The sequence below is a fragment of the Serratia sp. T13T92 genome, assembly GCF_047530105.1.
Lineage (GTDB): Bacteria > Pseudomonadota > Gammaproteobacteria > Enterobacterales > Enterobacteriaceae > Chania > Chania fonticola.
On sequence record NZ_JBLJAK010000021.1, the window covers coordinates 66,555 to 91,647 of the forward strand.

Here is a 25,093-nt window from a genome sequence, read left to right on the forward strand (position 1 = left end):
CTGATGAACAACAAACTGTGCGAGTCGGATTCAGAACTGGGGAACCCATAATGTGCGCCAGTGAAAGCCTATGGTAGGTTTTTTTATATTACGTCCAGGGAGGACTAATATGAAAAAAGCCATTCCCAGTCTGCATGACTCAGTATTCAAGCAGTTCCTCACCCATCCAGACACGGCCCGAGATTTTCTGGAGTTGCACTTGCCGCCAACCTTGCTACAGAGCTGCGATCTAAACACGTTGAAACTGGAATCCGGCAGTTTTATTGAAAATGACCTGCGCGCTTACTACTCTGATGTGCTCTATTCGCTAAAAACCAGTAAGGGTGATGGTTTCGTCTATGCATTGATCGAGCATCAAAGTTCGCCTGACAAGCATATGGCGTTCCGCCTGGTGCGTTATGCCATTGCTGCAATGCAACGCCATCTGGAGGCGGGGAACGACCAACTACCTTTGGTGATCCCGATCCTGTTTTATCACGGCCAGGTGTCGCCTTATCCCTATTCCATGAGCTGGTTGGAGGAGTTCAGCGAGCCAGAATTAGCGAAGCAGCTCTATGCGGGGTATTTTCCTTTAGTTGACGTTACCGTCATTCCCGACGATGAGATCATGCAACACCGCCGTATAGCCATCCTCGAGCTTTTACAAAAGCATGTGCGCCATCGCGACCTGTTCGAACTACAGGAACGACTGGTCACATTATTGTTGGCCGGATACACTACTAAAGAACAACTGATATCGTTGATTAACTATATGTTGCAGGTAGGAAGCACGGCTGAACCGGATCGGCTGATCCGTGAGTTGGCCAAGCGTACACCACGGCATGAGGAGGAATTGATGACTATTGCAGAATATCTCGAGCAAAAAGGCTTTGAGAACGGTCTTCAAAAAGGAATCGAGAAAGAGCGGGAAACAGTTCTGAAAATTGCGAGTGCCATGCTGGCTAAAGGCTTTGACCAGGCGATGGTGATGCAACTCACCGGCCTTTCCACGGAAGATTTGGTAAGAATCAGCCATTAAACAGCAAAGCGGCAACGTCCAAAGACCTTGCCGCTGGGTAACGCGGGGAATTAACGGCGGTTACGCACCAACTGGTAGCGGCGAGTCAGATATTCCACCGGCACGCTCCAGATATGCACCAGGCGGCAGAACGGGAATATCAGGAACAGGGTCATGCCAAGCACGATATGGATCTTGAATATCAGTGCAACCCCTTCCAGGTGCTGAGCCGCGCCGCCGTGGAAGGTCACCACCGCTTGCGCCCAGGCGACCAACTTCAGCATCTCGCTGCCGTCCATGTGTTGAGCAGAGAACGGAATGGTCAACAGCCCCAGGCACACCTGCACGACCAGCAACGTCAGGATCAGGATATCCCCTACGCTACTGGTGGCGCGGATACGTGGGTTGGTCAAACGGCGCTTTAATAACAGCACACCGCCCACCAACATCATCACGCCACAGGCCCCACCGGCAAACATCGCCATTTTCTGCTTCACGGCGATCGGCAGGAAAGACTCATACATCCAGTGCGGCGTCAGCATGCCGAGGAAGTGCCCGGCAAAAATGCCCAGAATACCGATATGGAACAGGTTAGAGGCCAGCCGCATGCCCTTTTTATCCAGCATCTGGCTGGAGCCAGCACGCCAGGTGTATTGCCCATAGTCGTAGCGCAGCCAACTGCCGATCAGGAAGATCGCCCCGGCGATATACGGATAGATATCGAAAAAGAAAAGCGTCAGAAAGTGCATGATTAGCGTCCTTTGGTTGCCGTGGTCATTGAGCCCACATCCAGATACTGTGGCGCCACCGCCCCAGCAAAGCGCCGCTGGTGAGTGGCTTGCTGCGCCGAAGCACAGCCCTGCTCACCCAAAAACTTGATCTGTTCTTCTTCCCAGACGGCATCCAGTGCCTGTGGCGTGTCGTCACGTGTTTCACCGGCAACTTGTGGCTGCAAACTGTTGGCTGCAACGCCACTAGCAGACAACACCAGCAGCAGATCGAACAGCACCGCATACGGGCTTTGACGCTGCTGCAAACGAGCCCCCAGCAGGGCCAGAATGGGGGCGATATCCTGCAATCCGCCTTGAGCATCCTCTTTGTTGCGGCTAGCCAGATACTCCAGGTACAGCGGCAGGAAGTCCGGCAGTTCGCGGCTGTCGATCTCCAGCCCGGCTTCCCGGTATTGCGCCATCAGATCGACCATCGCCTGGCCGCGATCGCGGGATTCACCGTGAACGTGCTCAAACAACAACAGTGAGGTCGCACGGCCGCGATCGAACAGTTCGCAATACTCCGCCTGCACGTCCAGCAACGGACGGGCGCAGAAGCGGCGGATAAACATAATCAGCTGGGCGCTGTGATGCAAATCCAGTTCGCAGGCCGGTTCCAGGGCTTCCAGCAGATCTTGCTGATGGTCAAACAGCTCCTGCTCAGGATAATCCAGCAGGCGGGCAATAATTCGCAGAGCGATCATGAGGCATCCTCCTTGCGCGGGGTTTTCTGCGTCACGTCGATGGCATCGATGCGGCGGCTGTTAAACAGGTTGAACTTGCTGTCGCTGCCGTGGCAACCGTCGCCAAAGCTGAAGCCACAGCCTTTGCTTTCCGGGAAGGCTTCGCGCGCCAGCTCACGATGGCTGGAAGGCACGACGAAACGGTCTTCATAGTTAGCGATCGCCAGATAGCGATACATCTCTTGCGCCTGCGCCTCTGTCAGCCCTACCTGCTCCAGCGCGCTGGTATCCACCACGCCGTCCACGGTTTCGGCCCGCTTGTAGTGGCGCATCGCCAACATCCTTTTCAGCGCCAACAGCACCGGAGTGGTATCCCCGGCGGTCAACAGATTCGCCAGATATTGCACCGGGATGCGCAGGCTTTCGACATCAGGCAACACGCCGCTGTGGGCCAACTCACCGGCATCAGCAGCCGACTGGATCGGAGACAACGGCGGCACGTACCACACCATCGGTAAAGTGCGATATTCCGGATGCAGCGGCAGCGCCAGCTTCCAGTCCATCGCCATCTTGTAAACCGGCGACTGCTGCGCAGCCTCAATCACCCCTTGCGGGATACCGTCTTTCAGCGCTTGCTCAATTACCGCCGGGTCGTGCGGATCGAGGAAGATATCCATTTGGCTCTGATACAGGTCTTTATCGTTCTCTGTCGCGGCCGCTTGTTCAATGCGGTCGGCATCGTACAGCAGCACGCCGAGATAGCGGATACGCCCCACGCAGGTTTCTGAACATACGGTAGGCTGGCCAGCCTCAATCCTTGGGTAGCAGAAGATGCACTTCTCGGATTTGCCGCTCTTCCAGTTGAAGTAGATTTTCTTGTACGGGCAGCCGGTCAGGCACATCCGCCAGCCGCGGCATTTATCCTGATCGATCAGCACAATGCCGTCTTCGCCGCGTTTATAGATCGCACCGCTCGGACAAGTCGCCACACAAGCCGGGTTCAGGCAGTGCTCGCACAGGCGTGGCAGATACATCATGAAGGTGTTTTCGAACTGGCCGTACATCGCCTTCTGCATGTTGTCGAAGTTTTTGTCCTTGGCACGCTTGTCGAACTCGCCGCCGAGGATCTCTTCCCAGTTTGGGCCACTTTCGATCTTGTTCATCCGCTGGCCGGTGATCAGCGAGCGCGGACGGGCGATCGGCTGATGCTTGCCCTGCGGGGCGGTATGCAGGTTCTGGTAGTCGTAATCGAACGGCTCGTAGTAATCGTCCAGCGCGGGAACATCCGGGTTGGCAAAGATCTTCGACAGCAGGCCAACGCGGTTACCCATGCGCGGCTCCAGCTTGCCGTTGATTTTACGTATCCATCCGCCCTTCCATTTATCCTGATCTTCCCAGGCGTTGGGATAGCCGATGCCCGGTTTGCTTTCCACGTTGTTGAACCAGGCGTATTCCATGCCTTCGCGGCTGGTCCAGACGTTCTTACAGGTCACCGAACAGGTATGGCAACCGATGCACTTGTCCAGGTTGAGCACCATGCCAACTTGCGAACGAATTTTCATTTGGCTTTCTCCTGCTGGCTGCCCTGTGCGTAGTCGTTACCTTCGCCGTCTAACCAGTCGATATGGTCCATTTTGCGCACCACCACAAACTCATCGCGATTCGAGCCGACGGTGCCGTAGTAGTTAAAGCCGTACGCCAACTGCGCATAGCCGCCGATCATATGGGTCGGTTTCGGGCACACGCGGGTCACCGAGTTGTGGATCCCGCCACGCTGGCTGGTGATTTCCGAGCCTGGAATGTTCACGATACGTTCCTGAGCGTGATACATCATGGTCATACCCGACGGAATACGCTGGCTGACCACCGCACGAGCGGTGAGCGCTCCGTTGGCGTTGAAGGCCTCGATCCAGTCGTTATCTTCAATGCCCAGATCTTTGGCATCGTCCTCACTCAGCCAGACGATTGGCCCGCCGCGTGACAGGGTCAGCATCAACAGGTTGTCGCTGTAGGTGGAGTGAATGCCCCACTTCTGGTGCGGCGTCAGGAAGTTCAGCGCCTTCTCTTTGTTGCCGTTCGGTTTTTTATTCAGCAACGGCTGCGCGGCACGGGTGTCGATCGGCGGGCGATAGACCAGCAGGCTTTCCCCGAAGGCTCGCATCCACTCGTGATCCTGATACAGCTGTTGGCGGCCGCTCAGGGTGCGCCACGGGATCAACTCATGCACGTTGGTGTAGCAGGCGTTGTAAGAAACGTGTTCGTCTTCCAGGCCAGACCAGGTCGGGCTGGAGATGATCTTGCGCGGCTGGGCCTGAATATCGCGGAAACGGATCTTTTCGTCTTCCTTGTTCAGCGCCAAATGGGTGTGATCGCGCCCGGTAATGTTGCTCAGCGCCTGCCAGGCTTTCACCGCCACCTGCCCATTGGTTTCCGGTGCCAGCGAGAGGATCACTTCCGCCGCATCGATAGCACTTTCGATCTTAGGCCGCCCAACTGCCGGGCCTTCGGTCTTCACGTAGTTGAGCTTTTTCAGGAAGTCGACTTCGGTCTGGGTGTTCCAACTGATGCCCTTGCCGCCGTTGCCAAGCTTGTCCAGCAGCGGACCGAGCGAGGTAAAGCGCTCGTAGGTCGCGGGATAATCGCGTTCTACCACCATGATGTGCGGCGCGGTTTTGCCCGGGATCAGATCGCACTCGCCTTTCTTCCAGTCTTTCACGCCGTAGGGCTGCGCCAGTTCGGCGGCGGAATCATGCTGGATCGGCAGCGTGACAATGTCAGTCTCCTGGCCCAGGTGGCCAACGCACACCTCGGAGAACGCTTTGGCGATACCCTTGTAGATCTCCCAGTCGCTCTTGGAATCCCAGGCAGGATCGACAGCCGCAGACAGCGGATGAATAAACGGATGCATATCCGAGGTATTCATATCGTCTTTCTCGTACCAGGTGGCGGTAGGCAACACGATGTCGGAATACAGGCAGGTGCTGGACATGCGGAAATCAAGCGTCACCACCAGATCCAACTTGCCTTCACCACCGTTATCCAACCACTCGACTTCCTGCGGTTTTACGCCGCCCTGCTGACCCAGATCCTGGCCCTGGATGCCATTCTCGGTTCCCAGCAGGTATTTGAGCATGTATTCATGCCCCTTGCCGGAGGAGCCCAGCAGGTTGGAGCGCCAGACGAACAGGTTACGCGGGAAGTTCTGCGGGTTATCCGGCTGTTCGGCAGCAAAGCGGACGTTGCCCTGTTTCAGGCTCTCCACGGTGAAATCCAGCGGCGTCTGACCGGCCGCTTTAGCCTGAGCGGCCAGATGCAGCGGGTTGGTGTCCAGTTGCGGGGCCGATGGCAACCACCCCATGCGCTCAGCACGCACGTTCAGGTCGATCAGGCTGCCAGCAAACTGGCTCTTGTCCGCCATCGGTGACAACAGCTCTTCGGTGCCAACCGTCTCATAGCGCCATTGGCTGGAGTGGTTGTAGAAGAACGAGGTGCTGTTCATATGGCGCGCCGGCCGTTGCCAATCCAGACCAAAGGCCAGCGGCGTCCAACCGGTTTGAGGACGCAGCTTTTCCTGGCCGACATAGTGCGCCCAGCCGCCGCCGCTTTGGCCTACGCAACCGCAGAAGATCAGCATGTTGATCAGCCCGCGATAGGTCATATCCATGTGGTACCAGTGGTTGACACCGGCCCCAACGATAATCATCGAACGGCCGTGGGTTTTCTCGGCGTTCTCGGCAAACTCGCGCGCAATCCGGATGATGTTTTGGCGTGAGACGCCGGTGATCTTTTCTGCCCAGGCTGGCGTATAGGCTTTAACATCATCATAACCATTGGCGCAGTTGGCATCATTCAGGCCACGATCCAGGCCGTAGTTAGCCAGAGTCAGGTCGTAGACGCTGGTTACCAGCGCCTGGCTGCCGTCCGCCAGTTGCAGGCGTTTTACCGGCAGTTTGTGCAGCAGGATGTCGTCCAGCACCACGCTGTTGAAATGCTCACTCTCGGCACCGCCAAAGTATGGGAAGCCAACGTCAACCACCTCATCATGGCTGCCTAGCAGGCTGAGTTGCAGCTCCACATCCTGCTGGGCTTTACCTTCACGCTGCTCCAGATTCCATTTGCCCTTCTCACCCCAACGGAAACCAATAGAGCCCTGCGGCGCCACCAGTTCACCGCTGGTCTGATCCAGCGCGACGGTTTTCCACTCGGGGTTATTTTCCTGGCCAAGGCCATCTACCAGATCGGCGGCACGCAGCAGGCGGCCAGCGGCGTAATAACCTTCGGTACGCGGCTCCAACAGCACCAGCATCGGCATATCGGTATAGCGACGGACATAGTCGCGGAAATAACCAACTTCACGATCCAGATGGAACTCTTTAAGCATCACGTGGCCCATCGCCAGCGCCATGGCGCTATCGGTACCCTGTTTCGGGTTCAGCCACTGGTCGCATAACTTGGCCACTTCCGCGTAGTCTGGCGTCACCGCGACGGTTTTGGTGCCCTTGTAGCGAACCTCGGTGAAGAAGTGGGCGTCCGGGGTGCGCGTTTGCGGCACGTTGGAGCCCCAGGCAATGATATACGAGGAGTTGTACCAGTCGGCGGATTCCGGCACGTCGGTCTGTTCACCCCAGGTCATCGGCGAGGCCGGTGGCAAATCGCAATACCAGTCGTAGAAGCTCAGGCAGGTACCGCCAATCAGAGATAGGTAACGGGCACCCGCCGCGTAAGACACCATCGACATCGCCGGGATCGGCGAGAAGCCGATAATGCGGTCCGGGCCAAAGGTCTTGGCGGTATAGACGTTGGAGGCGGCGATCAGTTCATTGACCTCCTGCCAGCTGGAACGGACAAAACCACCGCGGCCACGGGCCACTTTGTAGCTTTTGGCTTTTTCCGGGTCGGAAACGATTGAACCCCAGGCATCAACCGGATCGCTGTGCAAGGCTTTAGCCTCGCGCCATAGCTTGATTAGGCGTTTGCGCATCAGCGGATATTTCAGGCGGTTGGCGCTGTAGAGATACCAGGAATAGCTGGCACCGCGTGGGCAGCCACGGGGCTCATGGTTGGGCAAATCTGGACGGGTGCGTGGATAATCGGTCTGCTGGGTTTCCCAGGTGACCAGGCCGTTTTTCACATAGATTTTCCAGCTACAGGAGCCGGTACAGTTAACACCATGGGTGGAACGCACCACTTTGTCGTGCTGCCAGCGGCTGCGATAACCGTCTTCCCAATCGCGATTGGTGTTTAGCGTTTGGCCATGACCGCCAGAGAAAGGTTCGGCCAACTGCTTGAAGTAGCGGAACCGATCTAGAAATTTGCTCATCCGGAGTTCTCCTGAAGGCTCATTACCCTACGAGTTTCAAGCCGCAGCTTGAAAGACGACGGGCATATTGTTGTAAGAAGTTGCCAAGTGACATTGCTCAATCTGCGGCCAAGGCTACTGATGCTCTGCTGGGCGTAACTTGATTGCGATCAAGGGATTCGGGGAGAGAAAACCAGAGGGAAGGCACAAATACCACTAAAGGATGACAATTGGAAACCACCCTATCCTTTTGTAATAAAACAAGAATATTAAATTTACACAGCTAAGCGCCTGACGAGTACCCTGGCGCGGAAATTTGGGGGTAGTGGCGGTAAAACGGATGTGTGAGGCGAGGTTAATGACAAAATGACGGTGTAATTTTGCGCAGTTTAATACTCATATCTTAAACAGCTTGGAGGGGGATCCCTGCTAGCGAGTGCGACATTCAACTCGCATTTCCTTTTCATTCCCCGCCAGATACACGCAGTTCAGCGCCTGGGGATTAACACCAGGGGAGGTGTCTAATGAAAAAGAGAGGACCATACGAGGGCTGTTGAGCTGCTCATGCTGTATTGCAGGCCTGGTTCGACTGCCCAAGGCATAGGATAAAAGTGAAACTGTCAACAGCGCAATAAACGCAGCCAGATACTTCAATATTCTACCCCAAGGCGTTATCGTGTTTCTCCCGGCATCAACCAAAGACGCTTCACTTAATATCGGATTCATGAGGGAATAACCTTCCGACAACGTTGCATTTTCAATAATCTCATCGGCCATATGATTTAATTTACCCTCAGATAAATCACCATTGAAAGTTTCAGCATCATCATTTCCAGGAATAATCCCCGTAACGACGGCAGATTCCCCTGATGATATAAAGTTAAAAATCGTTTTATCTTCCACCTTATAACCAAGACGGGGAATGGTCCTGATGAGAGCATGTTCCGTGTCGCCAATTTTCTGGCGAATGGACTTAATCGTCTGATTTATTGTCGAGTCTGAGCAATAGGTGCCTTTCCAGATAGTCTCAATGATTTCTGAGCGGCTCACCAACTCTGGCGAGCGGTTAACCAGCAGGGAAAGGATCTGAAGCTCTTTCCAACGTAGGCGTGAACGCTGCCTGGAGGGGAGCAAAACATCAAAATTTATGATTTTTATTTCCTGTTCAGCATCCACTTTTCATTTTCCTTATGAGTTCACAGCGTCCTCATTTGTATAGAAACATGAAAAAATGTTCAAGAATTTAAATATAAACTCAGTGAAATAGACTTACTTTATATTTCACCTATTTTTCATAACTTAGTGAAATCATGCAACTCACCGAGAAAAATCACCCCCCTCCTGGCCCATGGTCAAATCAGACATAAACCACTCCACACCGAGGATGTGAGGGTTTATTTTATGATGATACAGTGGACATTAAGATTTCATTAATAGATAAACATGGGATCATCTTATCCTCAATAAACAAAAGAAAAGCGATGTTAATATATACCTATAAAACCGCCAGGCGTCGGTAACATGACACAACGGATTTTTGACCAAAGTAGCGGTGAACTCACCGATTGGCTATCAGTGAAACAACATGTGGGAATTGAGAAGGAAGACGCTCCCCGGCAAGCGGGGAGTGTCAGATGACTGACAGGCAATGTTGCTGAATGGGTAGGCGTCGCACATATTCGACCGAAGGGGCGCCGCATGCTGCGCCCGCTTAACTCAACTAGCGTGAAACCTTTTTACGGCCGTAAACGCCCCAGGTGACCACGACACACAGAATATAAAACACCAGGAAGATCTTCATCGCCCCAGCCGGTGAGCCCGTCAACGCCAGCGAAGTCCCAAACGCCTTGGGAATAAAGAACCCCCCTGCCGCACCAATCGCCGAGATAAAGCCCAAAGCCGCAGCCGAATCGGTTACCGCCTCGCGCTGTGCCAACTCATCGCTTCCTCCTTCGGCTTTCACTCTGTCCACGGTGATTTTACGGAATATTACGGCGATCATCTGGAAGGTCGAACCGCTGCCCAATCCGGCGGTAAGGAACAGCACCATAAATACGCCATAGAAGGCCATAAACGAGCCCTGATGATCGCTACCCGGCAAGGTCAGGAACAGCAAGGCGGCGAAAATAGCCATGACTATAAAGTTCAGCAGCGTCACACGAATGCCGCCAAAGCGATCGGAAAGCGCCCCACCCACGGGACGAGCAAGCGCCCCAAGGAACGGCCCGAAGAAGGCATAATGCAGGATCACCACGTCAGGAAACTGGGTTTTCGCCAGCATGGCAAAACCGGCAGAGAAGCCAATGAAGGAACCAAAGGTTGCCAGATACAGCAGGCTCAAAACCCACAGATGCCCCCGTTTGAGTACCGGCAGTTGTTGGCGCAAAGAAGCCTTTGAGGCGGCCAAATCGTTCATACCGAACCAGGCCGCCAGCGTTGCCACCAGCAGGAAAGGCACCCAAATCCAGGCGGCGTTTTCCAACCACAGCTGGCTGCCGTCTGGCTGTGTCTGCCCCGTACCGCCCAGGAAGCCAAACATGGCGAGCGAGATGGCTAACGGAGCCACCAGTTGCATCACGCTGACCCCCAGATTTCCCAGACCGCCATTCAGCCCCAGCGCGCCACCCTGCTTCGCCTTCGGGAAGAAGAAGCTGATGTTCGCCATGCTGGAGGCAAAGTTGGCCCCGGCAAACCCACACAACAGCGCAATAATGATAAATACGTTGAATGAGGTGCTCGGATCCTGCACCGCATAGCCCAGCCACAGGCAAGGTACCAGCAGGAAACAGGTGCTGATGGCCGTCCAACGGCGGCCACCAAACATCGGGATCACGAAGGAATACGGCACGCGCAGGATCGCGCCGGAAACCGAAGGTAATGCGGTCAACAGAAACAGCTGATCGGTGGTGAAGTTAAAACCCACCTTGTTCAGATTAACCGCCACGGCACTGAACAGCATCCATACGCAGAAGGCGAGCAACAGGCAGGGTATGGAGATCCACAGGTTGCGGCGGGCGATGCGGTGCCCACTCTGCTGCCAGAATTCGCTGTTCTCAGGTTGCCAGTCCTGAATAACCGCACCCGTTTTTTTTGCTAAAGGCATTGCAGATTGCGACATAATAACCTCAGAAACACGGTGATAACTGCGCACACCCTAGTTGATCCCCTCAAGCGGTAAAGTTGACGCAAATCAATGAGCAAGCAGGTAACTCATGACGCCAAAACCTCATACATCCCTTAGTGAGTAGCTCATTAAGGCCAGCTAATCTATTGGTATTCAGCAGGTTATAGCACAGTAGTGCCAAAGGTTTGGCAATGGGTCAGGTAGCCGGAAACTAAGGGGTACTTCGTTAGGGGTATGGGGTTACGCCGGGGGATAAGGAAAAATGGCTGCTATTGACGTAATTTGGCGGCCGGAGTTGCTGGTATCCACTCTCTGGTTTCTGCTGCTCTATAGGGGACGCGTATTCGATGAAACGCTTGCTGGCTCCGCTTTCCATCGTTAACCAGGTTGCCCTGTTAATGCTACTGCTGGGGGTGCTTGGTATCGCCGGAATGAGTATTTCCGCCTGGATGTCGCAAAGCATCCAGGGCAATGCTCATGCCATCAACAAAGCGGGTTCCCTACGGATGCAGAGTTACCGTCTGCTGTCTCAGGTCCCTCTGGATGCCCAAAGTGACATACTGATGCAGGGATTGGATCAGGATGAAACCAGCCGCGATTTGCAGCAGGCGCTGGAGCGCGAAGGGCTAACCCCGCAGTTGCTGAGGCTGCGTGACTATTGGCTAAATCAGCTGCAACCAAGGCTGCGCCAAGCACAACACCCCGCCGATGCGGCTCCCCAAGTGGCCCATTTTGTCAGCCTGTTGGACAAACTGGTTTCTGATATCGATCATCAGACCGAACGCCGCTTGTTGATGGTGACGCTGGTTCAGGGGGGATTTATCGCCCTGACGCTGTTGCTGCTGGTCGGCACCATCTGTTATCTACGCCGCCGTTTGCTGCACCCTTGGCGTCAGTTGGTGGCACTGGCAATGGCGGTTGGCCGCGGTGATTTCAGCCACCGTTTTGCCCAACGTGGGCATCAGGACGAGATGTCTTCCCTCGGCGCTGCGCTCAACACCATGTCCGACGAGCTTGCCACTATCTATGCCAGGCTGGAGCAACGTGTCGCAGAAAAAACCGCTGACCTGCAACAGAAAAACCAGGTGCTGGGCTTTCTGTATCACACCAGCCGCCAGTTACACACCAGCGAGCCGATCTGTAGCCGCCTGACGCCGATCCTCAACCAGTTGCAAACGCTGACGCCGCTACACAGCATCCAGGTACGGCTGTATGAAAACAACAGTCAGGAACAGTTTCTGCAATTAAGCGGTAACCAACCGTTGAGGCCGGAGTATTGCCATAATCCGGTCTGTAGCGCCTGCTTAAGCGAACATCAGCCGCATAGTCAGGGCCACCCTTCTCTTAGCTGGAGCCTGAGTGACCAACTGGGCAATTATGGCATCGTCGTCGCTCAACATGCGCCAGAACAACGGCTAAGCGATGAGCAATGCCAGTTGATGAATACCCTGATAGAGCAGTTGACCAGCGTATTGGCGATAGAGCGCCAGGTTGACCACCAGCAGCAGTTGATGTTGATGGAAGAGCGGGCCGCGATTGCCCGCGAGTTACATGACTCCATCGCTCAATCCCTCACCTGCTTGAAAATGCAGACCAGCTGCCTGCAAATGCAGGGGGGCGAGCTCCCTCCGGCCAGTCTGGCGCTGGTGCAACAGATGCGTGAAGAGATCAGTACCGCCTATCGCCAGTTACGCGAGCTGTTAACCACCTTCCGCCTGCGCTTGACCGAGCCTGGCCTGCTGGCGGCACTACAGTCTACGGTGCAAGAATTCAATCAGCGGCTGGGGATCACCATCGAACTGGATTATCAGTTAGGCCCACGAAGCATACCGGCCTATCAGGCGATCCACCTGCTGCAAATCGCGCGAGAGGCATTGAGTAACATTCACCAACACGCGCAGGCCAGCCAGGTCGCGATTCGGGTAACAAACCTGCAGGGCAAAGTCACCCTGAGCGTCAGCGATAATGGCCGTGGCCTGCCAGATATCAGCGAACGGCCCGATCACTACGGCCTGATCATCATGCGCGATCGCGCCAAAAGCCTGCACGGCCAGTGCGAAATCTTGCCGTGCAGCGGCGGCGGCACCGAAGTACGGGTGACGTTCCGCCCGGATAACTCTGCTATCGAATAAGGAAATATCATGACGACCGAAGAAGCTGCCACCATACTGCTGATTGACGATCACCCCATGTTGCGTAACGGCGTCAAGCAGTTGATTAGCATGGATCCGCGGCTACAAGTCATCGCCGAAGCCAGCAATGGCGAACAAGGGGTGGAACTGGCGGAGCTACACGATCCCGACCTGATCCTGTTGGATCTGAATATGCCCGGAATGAACGGCCTGGCAACGCTGGATCGCCTACGCCAAACCGCCCTTTCCGGCCGAGTGGTGGTATTCAGCGTATCCAACCATGAAGACGATGTGGTGAGCGCGCTAAAACGCGGTGCGGATGGTTATCTGTTGAAAGATATGGAGCCAGAGGAACTGCTCAAGGCACTGCATCAGGCGGCAGCAGGGCAAATGGTACTGAGCGAAGCATTGACGCCAGTGCTGGCGGCCAGCCTGCGGGAAAACCGCCCGGCGGTAGAACGCGACATCCAGCAGTTAACCCCGCGCGAGCGCGACATCCTCAAGCTGATCGCTCAGGGGCTGCCAAACAAGCTGATCGCCCGTAAACTGACGATCACCGAGAGTACCGTCAAGGTGCACGTGAAACACCTGCTGAAGAAGATGAAACTGAAATCCCGCGTCGAAGCCGCCGTTTGGGTGTTGGGTAATAAGAAAGATTAGTTACCCTCTGGGTGCAACGGCCCGGTAACCGCCGGGATTGCCGGTGGCTGCAGGGTTTGCGGCGGCGGTAACCCAGGCTCCCCTTCAATAGACAAGCTCAGGGGAGCGGTAACCTGTAGCGTGATCCAGTTGGAGGTGGCTTTCTGCTGCTTTTCATCCTCAAGGGTGACGGACAGTTGGTAGTGATTGCTGGCCCCTGGCGTCTCATCCCACGCGGGCACCGTCAAGGTCCACCCTTGCGGATCGTTGATATTCGCCGACGGCGTCAGGCTGACTGCCTGAGTGTCCCCTTGCCAGTTGACCGCAGTGATCTTATTGGCCGCTTTGATTTCCAGCACCAGCGGCAGCGTTTCCCCTGGATTCAGGCTCCATGACGGCGTCGCCAGAAACACCTGCAACGTTTTGCTTTCACGGAACTCCAGCACCGGCACATTATTACGTTCAATGCTGTCATAGCGGCTACCGCGCAAAGATTTGGCCTGTTCCACGTAGTACGGAGAAATCTGTTTGAGCAGCGGCACCCCAAGGCGGTAGGTCATGGCCAGCTCGACCTTGTCCTGGGTTTCGCCCACATTATCCAGTTTGTGCAAGGCTTTGACCGTGACCAACGGGACCGGTGTATAGTTGAGCCCCACCTGCATAGCGCTAGGATCGGTTTGTTTGTTGCCATTGCCTAACAGATCGACACTGGCGCCGCGATACTGTTCAAAGCTGAGCGAGGCGCCAAGCTGGTGATAAAACGGCAGATAACCTTGGGTGGTAATGTCGTAGCCACGCGCCGGGCGGCCAAGAAAGACGGCATTATTTGCCTGTGGAGAAAATGACGATAGCGGGTGGTAATAGTTGGCCGACAAGCGTAGATAGTCACCCCAGGCTTCAGCACCGATGCTGCCACGGTTGCGCTGATTCTGGAAATCACTGTCGAGCACGGAGTTATAGCCCAGCAGCCAATCCCCCACCACCCAGCGCTGCCCCAGGCCAAAATTACCCTGTGAACCGTTAGCCTTTTGCAGATAACCCACCTGGCTGTAGGTCAACAAGCCATCCACGTCATAGAGCGGGCTGAACAACTGACCGCTGCTGCCGGTGAAATCCCCTTCAGGTGTTACCGCAAGCGACAGTTTAGCGGTGCCAAGTGGTGAAAGTAACTCCTCGGTCTCCTGCTGAAGAACCGAGCTGGCCTGGTTGGTCAGGTAATCTTTGGTATCGGCGCGCGCCCGCTCGCTGGATATCTGGTTAAGATTCTGCTCTGCCAGCTTTTTCGCCCGCGTAGCCCACTCTTTTTCTTTTTCGGCATCGTTGACGCCAGCGCTGCCCAGTTCCGGCAGCTCTTGCGCCGGAGATGCCTGCGCCTTGACCTCACTGACCACTGCCGCTGGCTTTTCTATCGGGGTCACGGCCGCAGGCACTTTAGCCGCGATATCAGCCGCATTTGCCACCGCCGGTGGGGCAATGGCCTGGGGCTCTACGGGGGTTGGTGGTGCCACTGTCTGAGCTTCTGCTACCGTAGCCGGTGGCGCTACCGTCTGGGTTTCTGCTGCTGGTGCTACTGCCTGAGCTTCTGCTACTGCCGCCGGTGGCACTACCGTCTGGGCTTCTGCTGTTGCTGTCGGGGGCGCTTTAGCCAGATCGTCAATCACGCTCGTCCCAACCGAGGGAGCCTCCGCCGTGGCCTCAGCTACGCTTTTCGCTGCAACAGGTGCCTCAGCCTGGGTGTCAGGCACGCCAGCCACTGCCGGGGGAGTTTCCGCCTGGGCGTTAAACATTATTACCGGTAGTGCTAATAACCCGAGTAAGCGCGTGCTGGATAACAACTGTGACATCTTTTGCTGAATAACCTTGCTCATAACCACGTTTGCCCTTCGCCTTCCTTGCCGCATGGCAAACTCACCTCGTTGACACTACCGTTCCGGCAGGAAGAAAAAACCTGCCGCACAGCATAATGCAACCTGAAGCCATAGGGTAAGCGATCGGCAAAAAGAAGCCATCGGAAAAACCTGTAATCGGGGATTTAAACCAAGGGGTATAACCAGCGATAAAAAAGACGTCCGAACAGCACATTCCACCATTGGGGCAAACGTGCTGCACGGACGCCTGTTGAAATTCATCGCGGATACTCAACGTTTCCGCCTTTAAAGTAAGCAGCTTGCATGCCAGTTTGCCAAGCCACAGATTTTAGAAGGTTATTGCCGTGCAATCTGTAATCCACCCCTCACTATTGCACAGTGATATGGCGCGCTTTGCACTATGCCAGCGCATTACCGCCTCAGATCTGATAATCGATAACCTGTTCCAACTGATCGGAGAACACTTTCTCTTTAATTTCCGTGAGTGACAAGGTGGGATTACATAGCTGGATAAACTGCCAGGTATAGTTACGTTGTAACTGACCGCGTTTCAGGCCCAACCAGACGGTATTAGGCTCAAACAAATGTTCGGCATTGAGACTGACCAGCCCACGATCGCGCTCTTTTTCAAACGACATATCCGCCAGAATGCCCACACCCAGCCCCAATTCAACATAGGTTTTGATGACGTCAGAATCCTGGGCACTTAGCGCGATATCCGGAGTCAGCCCCGCAGCTTTAAATGCCGCATCCAGCCGTGAGCGCCCGGTGATACCCTGGCGGTAGGTAATCAACGGCAGCGTACTGAGCATTTCCAACGTGACCAGCGGTTGGCGTGTCAACTCGTGGCCTTCCGGAACCAGGATCGCATGGTTCCAGCGGTAATAGGGAAAAGCGGCCAACGACTCTTCGCTCATCAGGCGTTCACTGGCGATACCGATATCCGCTTCGCCGCAGGCCAGCATGGCGGCAATCTCCTCCGGGCTCCCCTGATTAAGCACCACGCGCACCTGCGGATACAGCGCCCGAAACTCCTTAATCACCCCCGGTAGGCTGTAGCGAGCCTGGGTATGGGTGGTGGCAATATGCAGTTGGCCCGCGTCTTTACTGCTGAACACATCGGCCAGACGGCGGATATTATTGGCATCATTGAGGATACGCTCCGCGACCACCAACAGCTCTTTGCCCGGTTCGGTCATGCCTAATAACCGTTTGCCACGGCGGATAAATATCTCAATCCCCAGCTCTTCTTCCAGCTCGCGAATATGGCGGCTAACCCCAGACTGGGAGGTAAATAACGCATTCGCGACGTCAGTCAGGTTGTAGTTGCAACGCGCTGACTCACGAATGATTTTTAATTGCTGAAAATTCATTCCGTCCCCTTCTCTCCCCAAAATCGTTAACAATATTGATACGGAGTCTGCGCAGACAGAACAAATAAGGAATAGTCTTTACTTATAGCTTTTAATGCTAAGTGCATTTTTTAGCATTAAAAATTCACCACCGCTTTTCTTAAAATTACAAAAAGCTTTAAAATTAATGAGATAAATAACCATCAGAATACTATGGTTAAACAAGCTATGCAGAAAAAGTTATTACCTAGAGGGATAAGATATATCAACGCGAGGGTTGTTTAGACATTTGGGGCGCGCAATACGACGCCCCGAAGGTAACTGAGGGTTAGGCCGTGGCTTCGCCACCTATTGGCCCTGAGGTATTTTGTTGCAGCCACTGACGGACATAGCCGACCAGATCGCCAATGCAGTCATCCTTCATGCCGTGACTTTTCAGCTCGTTGTCCAAGGCAAACAGATACTGCGCATTGGTGCCCAACGGGCCGCTGGCGCTGGCGATCAACGGAGCGATCACCTGATGGCTGGTATCCGCTTCAAATAGCGGATGCTGTGGGTTCATCACAAACACCAAGGCGGTAACGACGCTGCCGTCGTCCAGCGTCAGGTCACACCAGGTTGGCAGATAGCAACCGGTGATCATCTCACGCTTCCACAGTAGTTCCAGCTCTTCACGCAGTTTATCTTCAGGAAGGCGGAAGGCCAGACCGGTGGTTTGCCCCCCTTCCTGCAGAGCCAGCATGCGCCCGGGTTGATGCAGCGTTCCCCGTCCGGCGGTCAAACGCAGGCAAAATGCCCGATGCCAGCCTTGCAGCGTCGCGGGGCGCACCTCTTCGGATTCAAATACCGGGTTCCACATCAGTGATCCATAGCCAAAAACCCATACCGGGCTATTATCCGGCCGTCTGGAGAGTGTACATGTCAGTGAGGCCGAGCGCTGTTCCGGTGTCAGCAACAGCGACTCTTCGATCGTGCCGAATGCCGTTTTGCAGTCTGCTTTTTGCAGAAAATCTCGAGTTAACACCTAATACAACCTCCTGGGAATAGGATTGCCCTAAACCCTTCGCCACTGTGTATGCAATTTCTTTTTTGGGATGCGGGGCGTATTTATTTCCACCGCCCAGCAAAAAATATATACCCTATGGATTTCAAGTTGCAGCTAGGCAACAAGCTTACTCATCCCCAGGAGCTTACTTTTGGGTAAGTGACTGGGGTGGGTAAGTGCAGATAACAACGCTGCAACTTGAAAGACGACGGGTATAAATGACCATATTCTTTTCTGACCTCTCAATCAAGTTTCCAAGCATATTTAATGTGAAAAAGTATTTGTACCCAGAAGCAATAATAATTATAGACGTAAAACTTTACTCTTCCCCTGCGTTTTGTTAACAGAGCTCAGCGTTTTAACCGCAAAAAAATACAATCCGGGCGGATCACGCCGCTTGCCCTGATGTGCCACGCCAATCAGCAAACAATTCTCATTATCAAATGGCGTGATATACTGGCCGCAGAATGATAAAGGAGAGTCCTGTGACAACCGAAACCCCACGCAGCCGCGCACCCTATTTGATCGAAGTTACCCGTTTACGCGACATCACACCGCACCTGCGCCGTATCACCTTCAGCGCGCCAGACCTGCATTATTACCCAGTAGAAGCCGCCGCAGCGCATATCAAAGTGTTCTTGCCGCTCGCAGGCCAAACGCAGCCAGACCTGCCCACGCTCACCGAGAAGGGCCCGGTGTGGGCCGCCGATGCCGTACGCCCGCTAATTCGCACCTACTCTATTCGAGCCGTTCGCCCGCAACAGGGTGAGATTGATATTGAGTTTGCCCTGCACGACCACAGCGGGCCAGCGGTGAACTTTGCACGTCAGGCCAAGCCGGGGGATAAAATTGGTATCAGCAACCCTGGCGGCCCCAAGCCAATGTTGCCAGAAGCCGACTTTTACTGCCTGGCAGGCGATCCTTCATCGTTACCGGCCATCGCCGCACTGCTGGAAAACTTGCCAGCACGTAGCGAAGGCCACGCTTTTATCCGTGTCGATACCCCTGCGGACGTTATCGATCTGCAAAAACCTGCCGGTGTTGAACTAAGCTGGATCGTTGGCGGCACAGAGAAAACGGCCGATCTCATCACGCAATTCTGCGCCTTGCCACTGCCGCAAAGCGGCACCCAGTTCTGGCTGGCAGGTGAGGATCGTCTGGTTGTCGAACTGCGTCGTTACCTGCGCCGGGAGCGCCAATGTGAGCGTAATCAGCTTTATGCAGTGCCTTACTGGCGTGAAGGGTTAAATGAGGAGGGTTACCACCAGAAAAGGCACGATATCATGGATAACATTGACTCCTGATCGCCATTATCTGCCTTATTTTCCGTTGAAAATGCCGGTTAAGCCCCATTTATAGGCGTTTAACAAGTAATGTCTGGTGTTTAACGTAAAAGTAAGTAAAAAAAACCGCATCAAATGCGGTTTTTTTGTTACTCTTATCGCATAAAGCAAAGTTTTGCTTTCTAAAAACTAAACACAACATCACATTATTACTCGGCGTCATGCGCAGAGTGTATCCTATTATTATTAACAACTTTCTGGATACGCTGACCCTATCTGCAGGTGAACAGCGATGACGGGCCACGCAGTTTGAGAAGGAGATGTACCGTAATGAAGTCGCACAACGATCCTGGCCGATCCAAATCTCGCCACACAGAGTATTCCCTGATTTTCCCTATCGCCGCGCTGGTTGTGCTCAATTTATGGAGCGGTACCAGCAGTTTCCCACTGATTGTGGCCATCAACATTATTGCCCTGGTCGGTATCCTCAGCAGTGCTTTCAGCGTGGTACGCCATGCCGACGTACTGGCCCACCGCCTGGGTGAACCCTACGGCTCGCTGATCCTCAGCCTGTCGGTAGTGATCCTGGAAGTTAGCCTGATTTCAGCACTGATGGCAACCGGCGACGCGGCCCCGGCCCTGATGCGTGACACACTGTATTCAATTATCATGATTGTGACTGCCGGACTGGTTGGGGTTGCCCTGCTGCTCGGCGGGCGCAAGTTTGCTACCCAGTACGTTAACCTTGGCGGTATCAAACAGTACCTGATGGCGATCCTCCCACTGGCGGTGATCGTGCTGGTGTTGCCAAGCGCCTTGCCTGGGGGCAACTTCAGCGTGGGCCAGTCACTGCTGGTTGCGGCCATCTCAGCGGCAATGTACGGCGTGTTCCTGCTGATCCAGACCAAAACCCACCAGAGCCTGTTTGTTTATGAACACGAAGATGACGATGGCGACCCGCACCACGGTAAACCCTCGTCCCACAGCAGCCTGTGGCATGCCTCCTGGTTGATCGTGCATCTGGTCGCGGTAATTGCCGTAACCAAATTCAACGCCAACCCGCTTGAAGGTTTGCTCACCAAGCTGAACGCACCAACGCAGTTCACCGGTTTCCTGGTTGCGTTGCTGATCCTGTCCCCAGAAGGGCTGGGTGCTCTGCGCGCGGTGTTGAACAATCAGGTGCAGCGCGCCATGAACCTGTTCTTCGGCTCGGTGCTGGCGACCATTTCACTGACGGTGCCAGCGGTAACGATTATTGCCACCCTGACTGGCCAGACGCTAATCTTCGGCCTGCAGGCACCGCATATGGTAGTGATGCTGACGGTGTTGATATTGTGCCATATCTCGTTCTCTACCGGCAGAACCAACGTGTTAAACGGCACCGCGCACCTGGCGCTGTTTGCCGCTTATATGATGACGATATTTGCCTGATACCGGATGGTTACAAAACATCAACGGGGCGCATTATTTGCGCCCCGTTCTATTTATAGTGCAAAGAAAATCAGTGCCGCAATCCCGCCAAACAGCAGCCATTTGATAATGTAATACCCCGTCTTGTTCCAGGCTTTTAATCGCTTGCCAACCTTACGCACGGCATAGATATATTTGAACAGCCGATTGACGCCGCCGGTACGATCGCCCTCTTCATTCGGTGCTGTCGCAGCACTCATCAAATTACGTCCCAACCAGTGATTCACCGCCTGCGCCCAACGGTAACGCATCGGCCGCTCGATGTCGCAAAACAGGATCAGGCGGTTTTCCCCGCTCTGGTTTTCGGCATAGTGCAGATAGGTTTCATCGAACATCACCCCTTCACCATCGCGCCAACTGTAGCGTTCGCCATCTACTTCGATAAAGCAGCGGTCGTCATTCGGGGTGATCAACCCCAGGTGATAGCGCAACGAACCGGCATAAGGGTCACGATGGCGTGGCAAGCGGCTGCCATGAGGTAATTCGGCAAACATCGCGGCCTTCACCGAAGGCAGGCTGCGTAACAGCGCTGTGGTTTGTGGGCATAACGCCATTGCCGAAGGATGGTTATCCTCATACCACTTCAGGTAAAAGCGCTTCCAGCCGGTTTTGAAGAAGGAGTTGAATCCGGCATCGTTAAATTTATCCGACGCTTTGATTTGCTGGATCTCCATCAATTGCTGCCCTTCTTCACGAATGGTCTGCCAGTTGTCACGCAGGATAATGAGATCGGGGAACTGCTCCGGTTGCAGGTAAGGCGTGGTCGGCACCCGTGAGAACAGGTACATAAACACGTTCAGCGGTGCGGTAAAGGTGGAATGGTCGGAAAGCTGACGCCAAAAAGGATAGCGAACACGGCCACGAAAATGAATGTAAATAACGCACAAAATCAATAAGATAAGAATGATATATTTCATGATGACTTCAGAACCCCAAAATACGACCATCAGTATGCCAAGCACGGCACACAACCCAACAATTCCCTTAGCTCCGTTAAGATCGGTTTAACGGCCACAAGACACCAATAGTTAACGTTATTGAAACTAAAATTCTATACAAAAAGCCGCAAAAATTTACACAAAGCTTAAACGAGAACGGGATTTACGCTAGGAGGGAGCTAACGATTTAGCAGAGTCGGATTGGGTGGAGTAAATGAACACACGGGGAGAGATACCGGATTATCGGTCAGGCAATCGAGACTCCCCTCACCCCAACCCTCTCCCGCAGGGCGAGGGAGCTGCAACGGTGCTGTGTTTGGAGAGGGGGCATTTTGACTAGGTCAGAACAGGGGGCGTTAATCCAGTACAGAAATTGGGTGCAAGAGCTAATCTGTGGCACGGTAGGTCCCCTCTCCCTGTGGGCTGAGGAATTGATACGGTGCCGTATTTAGTTATAGGAAGCAATCTGCAGCTTATTCACGAAGGAAATCGATACGGTGTTGTAAACCGGTAAAGCGGCCAATTGGTAGCACGGCCAGTCCCCTCTCCCTGTGGGAGAGGGTTAGGGTGAGGGGACGATCGCTGTAGCCAATGCCCCACCCTTTGCTAGCAAATCACTTCCCCTTGCTGGGATTATCGGCAAAAACCCGCTGCCGTATCTTGCTGACATCGACATCACCAATATAGCGCGCAATCCCGGCATAATATTTTTCATGATAGCCATGCTCCGGCTTTCTCAATTCGGCCAGCACCGCAGGCTTATCCGCATTTTCAAATACCAGGCGATACATTGCCACCACTAGCCCGGTACGATCGCTGCCGTGCCAGCAGTGAACCAACACCGGTTTCAGGGCAAAACGAATTTCTCTGAGCGCCGTCACCACGATGTCGTCATTAATTACGGCGGCATTGATCGCCACCCGGCGCAGAAGCAAGCCTGTGCCTCTCGCTTCGCTGTCGTCGTCATGCCACTGGCGTAAACTGAGTACGGTTTTGATGCCCTGCTGCTCGAGCGTTTGCATCTGGGCAGCGGAGGGCTGAGAGGAGCGGTAGAGTTCTGGCGAGACCTGATGGTAGTTCTCTGGGGTCGTGGCATTTACCGAGGCAGTAAAACTCCCCACCAGCAGCATCGCGCCCAGTAACCACGTTTTCCCTACGCTGGACCGCCAGCGCTGAATATCGTCCATAATAGTATTCCTTAGTGATCCTGCGATTTATTGTACTCAAATTGGCCGCAATGGCGCAGCTTTATTGGTATCATCCCATTTAGTGTTGGCCACCAGCACACCATAGTTTCTACCACATATACAAAGAGTTAGTAATGGATATTGTATTTAAACGCCTTAGCGATATCGATCGAAGCGAAATCATTGCCCTAAACACTAACCCATTGGTTTTACGCCAAATGCCCTTGGGTAATTCGAGTTTTGGCGATGCAGAATGTCTGGAATGGGTAACAGGCAAAGAATCCCAATGGGATGAGTACGGATATGGGCCATGGGCTTTTACAGTAAGCGACAAGTTTGTCGGTTGGGGAGGCTTGCAATACGAAAACGGAGATGCTGACTTGGCTTTAGTGCTGCATCCTGACCATTGGGGGCTCGGGAAAAAAATCTATGACAAAATTTTAGCTTATGCTTTCAATGAGATGGGGCTCAAGTCAATCACAATCCTGCTTCCCCCAACACGATTGAAAATTAAAGCGATATTTCGGCTGGGATTTCAGTTTGATGGTGACATTGACTATGACGGCGTTCATTTTATTCGCTATCGATTACACTCCCCTCAACGGTAAAAAATCCACATTGGCGAACAATGTACTCATTTAAATTTGGGCCTTGATCTGTAAGTTTCATCGTTTCTAAGAAGGCCTAACCAAATATAAATTTCGTTTCATCAGTAAACTACGGATTACAAAATGTTTGGTGCATTAAAAAGGCCACCGAAGTGGCCTTTTGCAAGCTTTCAGACAAATTAATCGTAAGCATTAAGCGTGCGTTGGCACAAGGCAGAGCGCACACAGTCCTGTTTGTCGAAACGAATAATGCCGACCATCTCGTCCTCTTCGAAGCGCTCCAGCGCGTCGCTAAGGCCGGATTTCACGCCGCGTGGCAAATCGCACTGGGTAATATCGCCGTTAACGATCACCGTGACGTTCTCGCCCAGACGGGTCAAAAACATCTTCATCTGGCTAGCCGTTACGTTCTGGGCCTCGTCCAGGATGACTACCGCATTTTCGAAGGTACGCCCGCGCATATAGGCGAAAGGCGCGATCTCTACCTTGCCAATTTCCGGGCGCAGGCAGTATTGCAAGAACGACGATCCTAAACGGCGTAGCAGAATGTCATACACCGGCCGGAAATAAGGGGCGAACTTCTCAGAGATATCCCCCGGCAAAAAGCCGAGATCTTCATCCGCCTGCAGAACCGGACGAGTGACGATAATCCGATCCACCTCTTTATGTATCAGGGCTTCAGCTGCCTTGGCTGCACTGATGAAGGTTTTACCGCAACCGGCCTCACCAGTGGCAAATATCAACAGCTTGTTTTCTATGGCTGATAAGTAATGACCTTGAGCTTCGGTTCTAGCCTCGATGGTAGAAGTATCCCGGCTGTCACGAGCCATGCCGATAGATTCCACACCACCCATTTGTACCAGCGAGGTCACGCTTTCTTCTTCACGCTGGCGATGACTACGAGCGTCACGACGAATGACGCGTTTGGCTTCACGACGTGCTTTGATCACTGCTTTCTGTCTTCCCATAGTGGCACCTTACAGTTTGTTTCACCTACCGCAGGGCAGCAAACACCGAGCGATTATGTTACACACGTATCAGGTTGTGGCCCCCTTTAAAGCCATAGAATGACGTGAACACCTAGCCGCCATCGGGCGCGGCTCTTTTTCACAGAACAACGAGATTGGTACAAAACAGGAGTGTGTGTCAGCCGGATTAATGCGAAAGGAAAGCCAAGAGTCGGTCAGAAATTGAGAGTCGTAGAGAGCGCCCTCGTTACAACGAGAAATCAGTGAAGGTATGTTATTTGCTGTTTGTAGCCCAACCAAGGACTTTACCATTAGCGATCCCCGCAGTGATATTTACAGCATTGAGCTGTGCACCGTGTGAAAACTACCGCCAGATGATTACAGTATAATGACATTCAACCGCGCTGCGTTGCTAAAATGTAAAAAAATTTAATATTTTTTGTTTTAACCCGCTGCAACACCACTATATCAAAGCATAACCGCCTTGGCATTAAATTATTTTATTGTTAAATATCAATGAATTGATATTAATTTCGGCGAATGACATTTAGGTTGTCGGATTAAAAATTAAGCACATAAAAAAGCGCAGCCTTTGCGCTGCGCTTCAGACTGATGACGAACCCCATTATTTTGATGGGGTTCGTTGTTTTTAGCGACCGTAGGTCGCGATCGCGATATTTTCCCACCACACTGCTTTTTGCTTTTTCTGAGGGCCTCTATGGGGCTCCTG

The 25,093-nt window shown here is 53.6% G+C and carries 18 protein-coding genes; 6 read left to right on the forward strand and 12 right to left on the reverse strand.

Annotated elements, in window-relative coordinates:
* Positions 1 to 109: 109 nt before the first annotated feature.
* Entirely contained in the window at positions 110 to 1,018 is a 909-nt protein-coding gene (locus ACMV5I_RS18695) for an Rpn family recombination-promoting nuclease/putative transposase (RefSeq protein WP_414825025.1), read from the forward strand.
* A gap of 50 nt (positions 1,019 to 1,068) precedes the next feature.
* On the opposite strand, the gene narI is transcribed toward ACMV5I_RS18695, so the two are convergent.
* The 6 genes from narI to ACMV5I_RS18725 all read right to left on the reverse strand — a co-directional run bounded on the left by narI (position 1,069) and on the right by ACMV5I_RS18725 (position 10,867).
* Positions 1,069 to 1,746 (reverse strand): respiratory nitrate reductase subunit gamma, encoded by a 678-nt coding sequence (narI, locus tag ACMV5I_RS18700; protein ID WP_024485415.1) that lies wholly within the window; start codon positions 1,744 to 1,746, stop codon positions 1,069 to 1,071.
* A 2-nt stretch (positions 1,747 to 1,748) separates the two neighbouring features.
* Complete coding sequence (gene narJ, locus ACMV5I_RS18705; RefSeq protein WP_414825026.1) at positions 1,749 to 2,471, reverse strand: nitrate reductase molybdenum cofactor assembly chaperone; 723 nt, start codon at positions 2,469 to 2,471, stop codon at positions 1,749 to 1,751.
* Positions 2,468 to 4,012: a nitrate reductase subunit beta gene (gene narH / locus ACMV5I_RS18710; protein WP_414825027.1), complete on the reverse strand. Its 1,545-nt coding sequence runs from the start codon at positions 4,010 to 4,012 to the stop codon at positions 2,468 to 2,470. The genes narJ and narH overlap by 4 nt, the downstream gene beginning before the upstream one ends.
* The gene (locus tag ACMV5I_RS18715; RefSeq protein ID WP_414825028.1) at positions 4,009 to 7,770 is read right to left on the reverse strand and encodes a nitrate reductase subunit alpha; all 3,762 of its coding nucleotides are present in this window, start codon (positions 7,768 to 7,770) and stop codon (positions 4,009 to 4,011) included. The genes narH and ACMV5I_RS18715 overlap by 4 nt, the downstream gene beginning before the upstream one ends.
* A gap of 408 nt (positions 7,771 to 8,178) precedes the next feature.
* The gene (locus ACMV5I_RS18720) at positions 8,179 to 8,925 is read right to left on the reverse strand and encodes a winged helix-turn-helix domain-containing protein (protein WP_414825029.1); all 747 of its coding nucleotides are present in this window, start codon (positions 8,923 to 8,925) and stop codon (positions 8,179 to 8,181) included.
* A gap of 544 nt (positions 8,926 to 9,469) precedes the next feature.
* Entirely contained in the window at positions 9,470 to 10,867 is a 1,398-nt protein-coding gene (locus ACMV5I_RS18725) for a NarK family nitrate/nitrite MFS transporter (RefSeq protein ID WP_141132453.1), read from the reverse strand.
* 353 nt (positions 10,868 to 11,220) lie between these two features.
* Between ACMV5I_RS18725 and narX the strand changes: the two genes are divergently transcribed.
* Positions 11,221 to 13,005 carry a nitrate/nitrite two-component system sensor histidine kinase NarX gene (gene narX / locus ACMV5I_RS18730; protein ID WP_121607144.1) on the forward strand — a complete coding sequence of 595 codons (1,785 nt, stop codon included), beginning with the start codon at positions 11,221 to 11,223 and terminating at the stop codon, positions 13,003 to 13,005.
* 9 nt (positions 13,006 to 13,014) lie between these two features.
* Positions 13,015 to 13,665 (forward strand): two-component system response regulator NarL, encoded by a 651-nt coding sequence (gene narL / locus ACMV5I_RS18735; RefSeq protein ID WP_024485411.1) that lies wholly within the window; start codon positions 13,015 to 13,017, stop codon positions 13,663 to 13,665.
* On the opposite strand, the gene ACMV5I_RS18740 is transcribed toward narL, so the two are convergent.
* The 3 genes from ACMV5I_RS18740 to ACMV5I_RS18750 all read right to left on the reverse strand — a co-directional run bounded on the left by ACMV5I_RS18740 (position 13,662) and on the right by ACMV5I_RS18750 (position 17,888).
* Positions 13,662 to 15,512, reverse strand: a complete 1,851-nt coding sequence (locus ACMV5I_RS18740) for a YchO/YchP family invasin (RefSeq protein ID WP_414825030.1) — start codon at positions 15,510 to 15,512, stop codon at positions 13,662 to 13,664. The two genes, narL and ACMV5I_RS18740, sit on opposite strands and share 4 nt — an antisense overlap.
* 419 nt (positions 15,513 to 15,931) lie before the next feature.
* Complete coding sequence (gene cbl / locus ACMV5I_RS18745; RefSeq protein WP_024485629.1) at positions 15,932 to 16,885, reverse strand: HTH-type transcriptional regulator Cbl; 954 nt, start codon at positions 16,883 to 16,885, stop codon at positions 15,932 to 15,934.
* Between the two features lie 307 nt (positions 16,886 to 17,192).
* Complete coding sequence (locus ACMV5I_RS18750) at positions 17,193 to 17,888, reverse strand: gamma-glutamylcyclotransferase (protein WP_024485630.1); 696 nt, start codon at positions 17,886 to 17,888, stop codon at positions 17,193 to 17,195.
* A 506-nt stretch (positions 17,889 to 18,394) separates the two neighbouring features.
* Between ACMV5I_RS18750 and ACMV5I_RS18755 the strand changes: the two genes are divergently transcribed.
* Positions 18,395 to 19,213, forward strand: a complete 819-nt coding sequence (locus ACMV5I_RS18755; protein ID WP_202671423.1) for a siderophore-interacting protein — start codon at positions 18,395 to 18,397, stop codon at positions 19,211 to 19,213.
* 309 nt (positions 19,214 to 19,522) lie between these two features.
* Positions 19,523 to 20,623 carry a sodium-potassium/proton antiporter ChaA gene (chaA, locus tag ACMV5I_RS18760; protein WP_024485632.1) on the forward strand — a complete coding sequence of 367 codons (1,101 nt, stop codon included), beginning with the start codon at positions 19,523 to 19,525 and terminating at the stop codon, positions 20,621 to 20,623.
* Positions 20,624 to 20,676: 53 nt separating this feature from the next.
* Here chaA and lpxO read toward each other — a convergent pair whose 3' ends face one another.
* Positions 20,677 to 21,579 (reverse strand): lipid A hydroxylase LpxO, encoded by a 903-nt coding sequence (lpxO, locus tag ACMV5I_RS18765; RefSeq protein WP_174334696.1) that lies wholly within the window; start codon positions 21,577 to 21,579, stop codon positions 20,677 to 20,679.
* A 635-nt stretch (positions 21,580 to 22,214) separates the two neighbouring features.
* Positions 22,215 to 22,787 (reverse strand): tyrosine-protein phosphatase, encoded by a 573-nt coding sequence (locus tag ACMV5I_RS18770; protein WP_253082912.1) that lies wholly within the window; start codon positions 22,785 to 22,787, stop codon positions 22,215 to 22,217.
* A 134-nt stretch (positions 22,788 to 22,921) separates the two neighbouring features.
* On the opposite strand from ACMV5I_RS18770, the gene ACMV5I_RS18775 reads away from it, so the two are divergent.
* Positions 22,922 to 23,395 (forward strand): GNAT family N-acetyltransferase, encoded by a 474-nt coding sequence (locus ACMV5I_RS18775; RefSeq protein ID WP_414825031.1) that lies wholly within the window; start codon positions 22,922 to 22,924, stop codon positions 23,393 to 23,395.
* A gap of 179 nt (positions 23,396 to 23,574) precedes the next feature.
* Here ACMV5I_RS18775 and phoH read toward each other — a convergent pair whose 3' ends face one another.
* Positions 23,575 to 24,363 carry a phosphate starvation-inducible protein PhoH gene (gene phoH, locus ACMV5I_RS18780; RefSeq protein ID WP_021180979.1) on the reverse strand — a complete coding sequence of 263 codons (789 nt, stop codon included), beginning with the start codon at positions 24,361 to 24,363 and terminating at the stop codon, positions 23,575 to 23,577.
* Positions 24,364 to 25,093 lie beyond the last annotated feature (730 nt).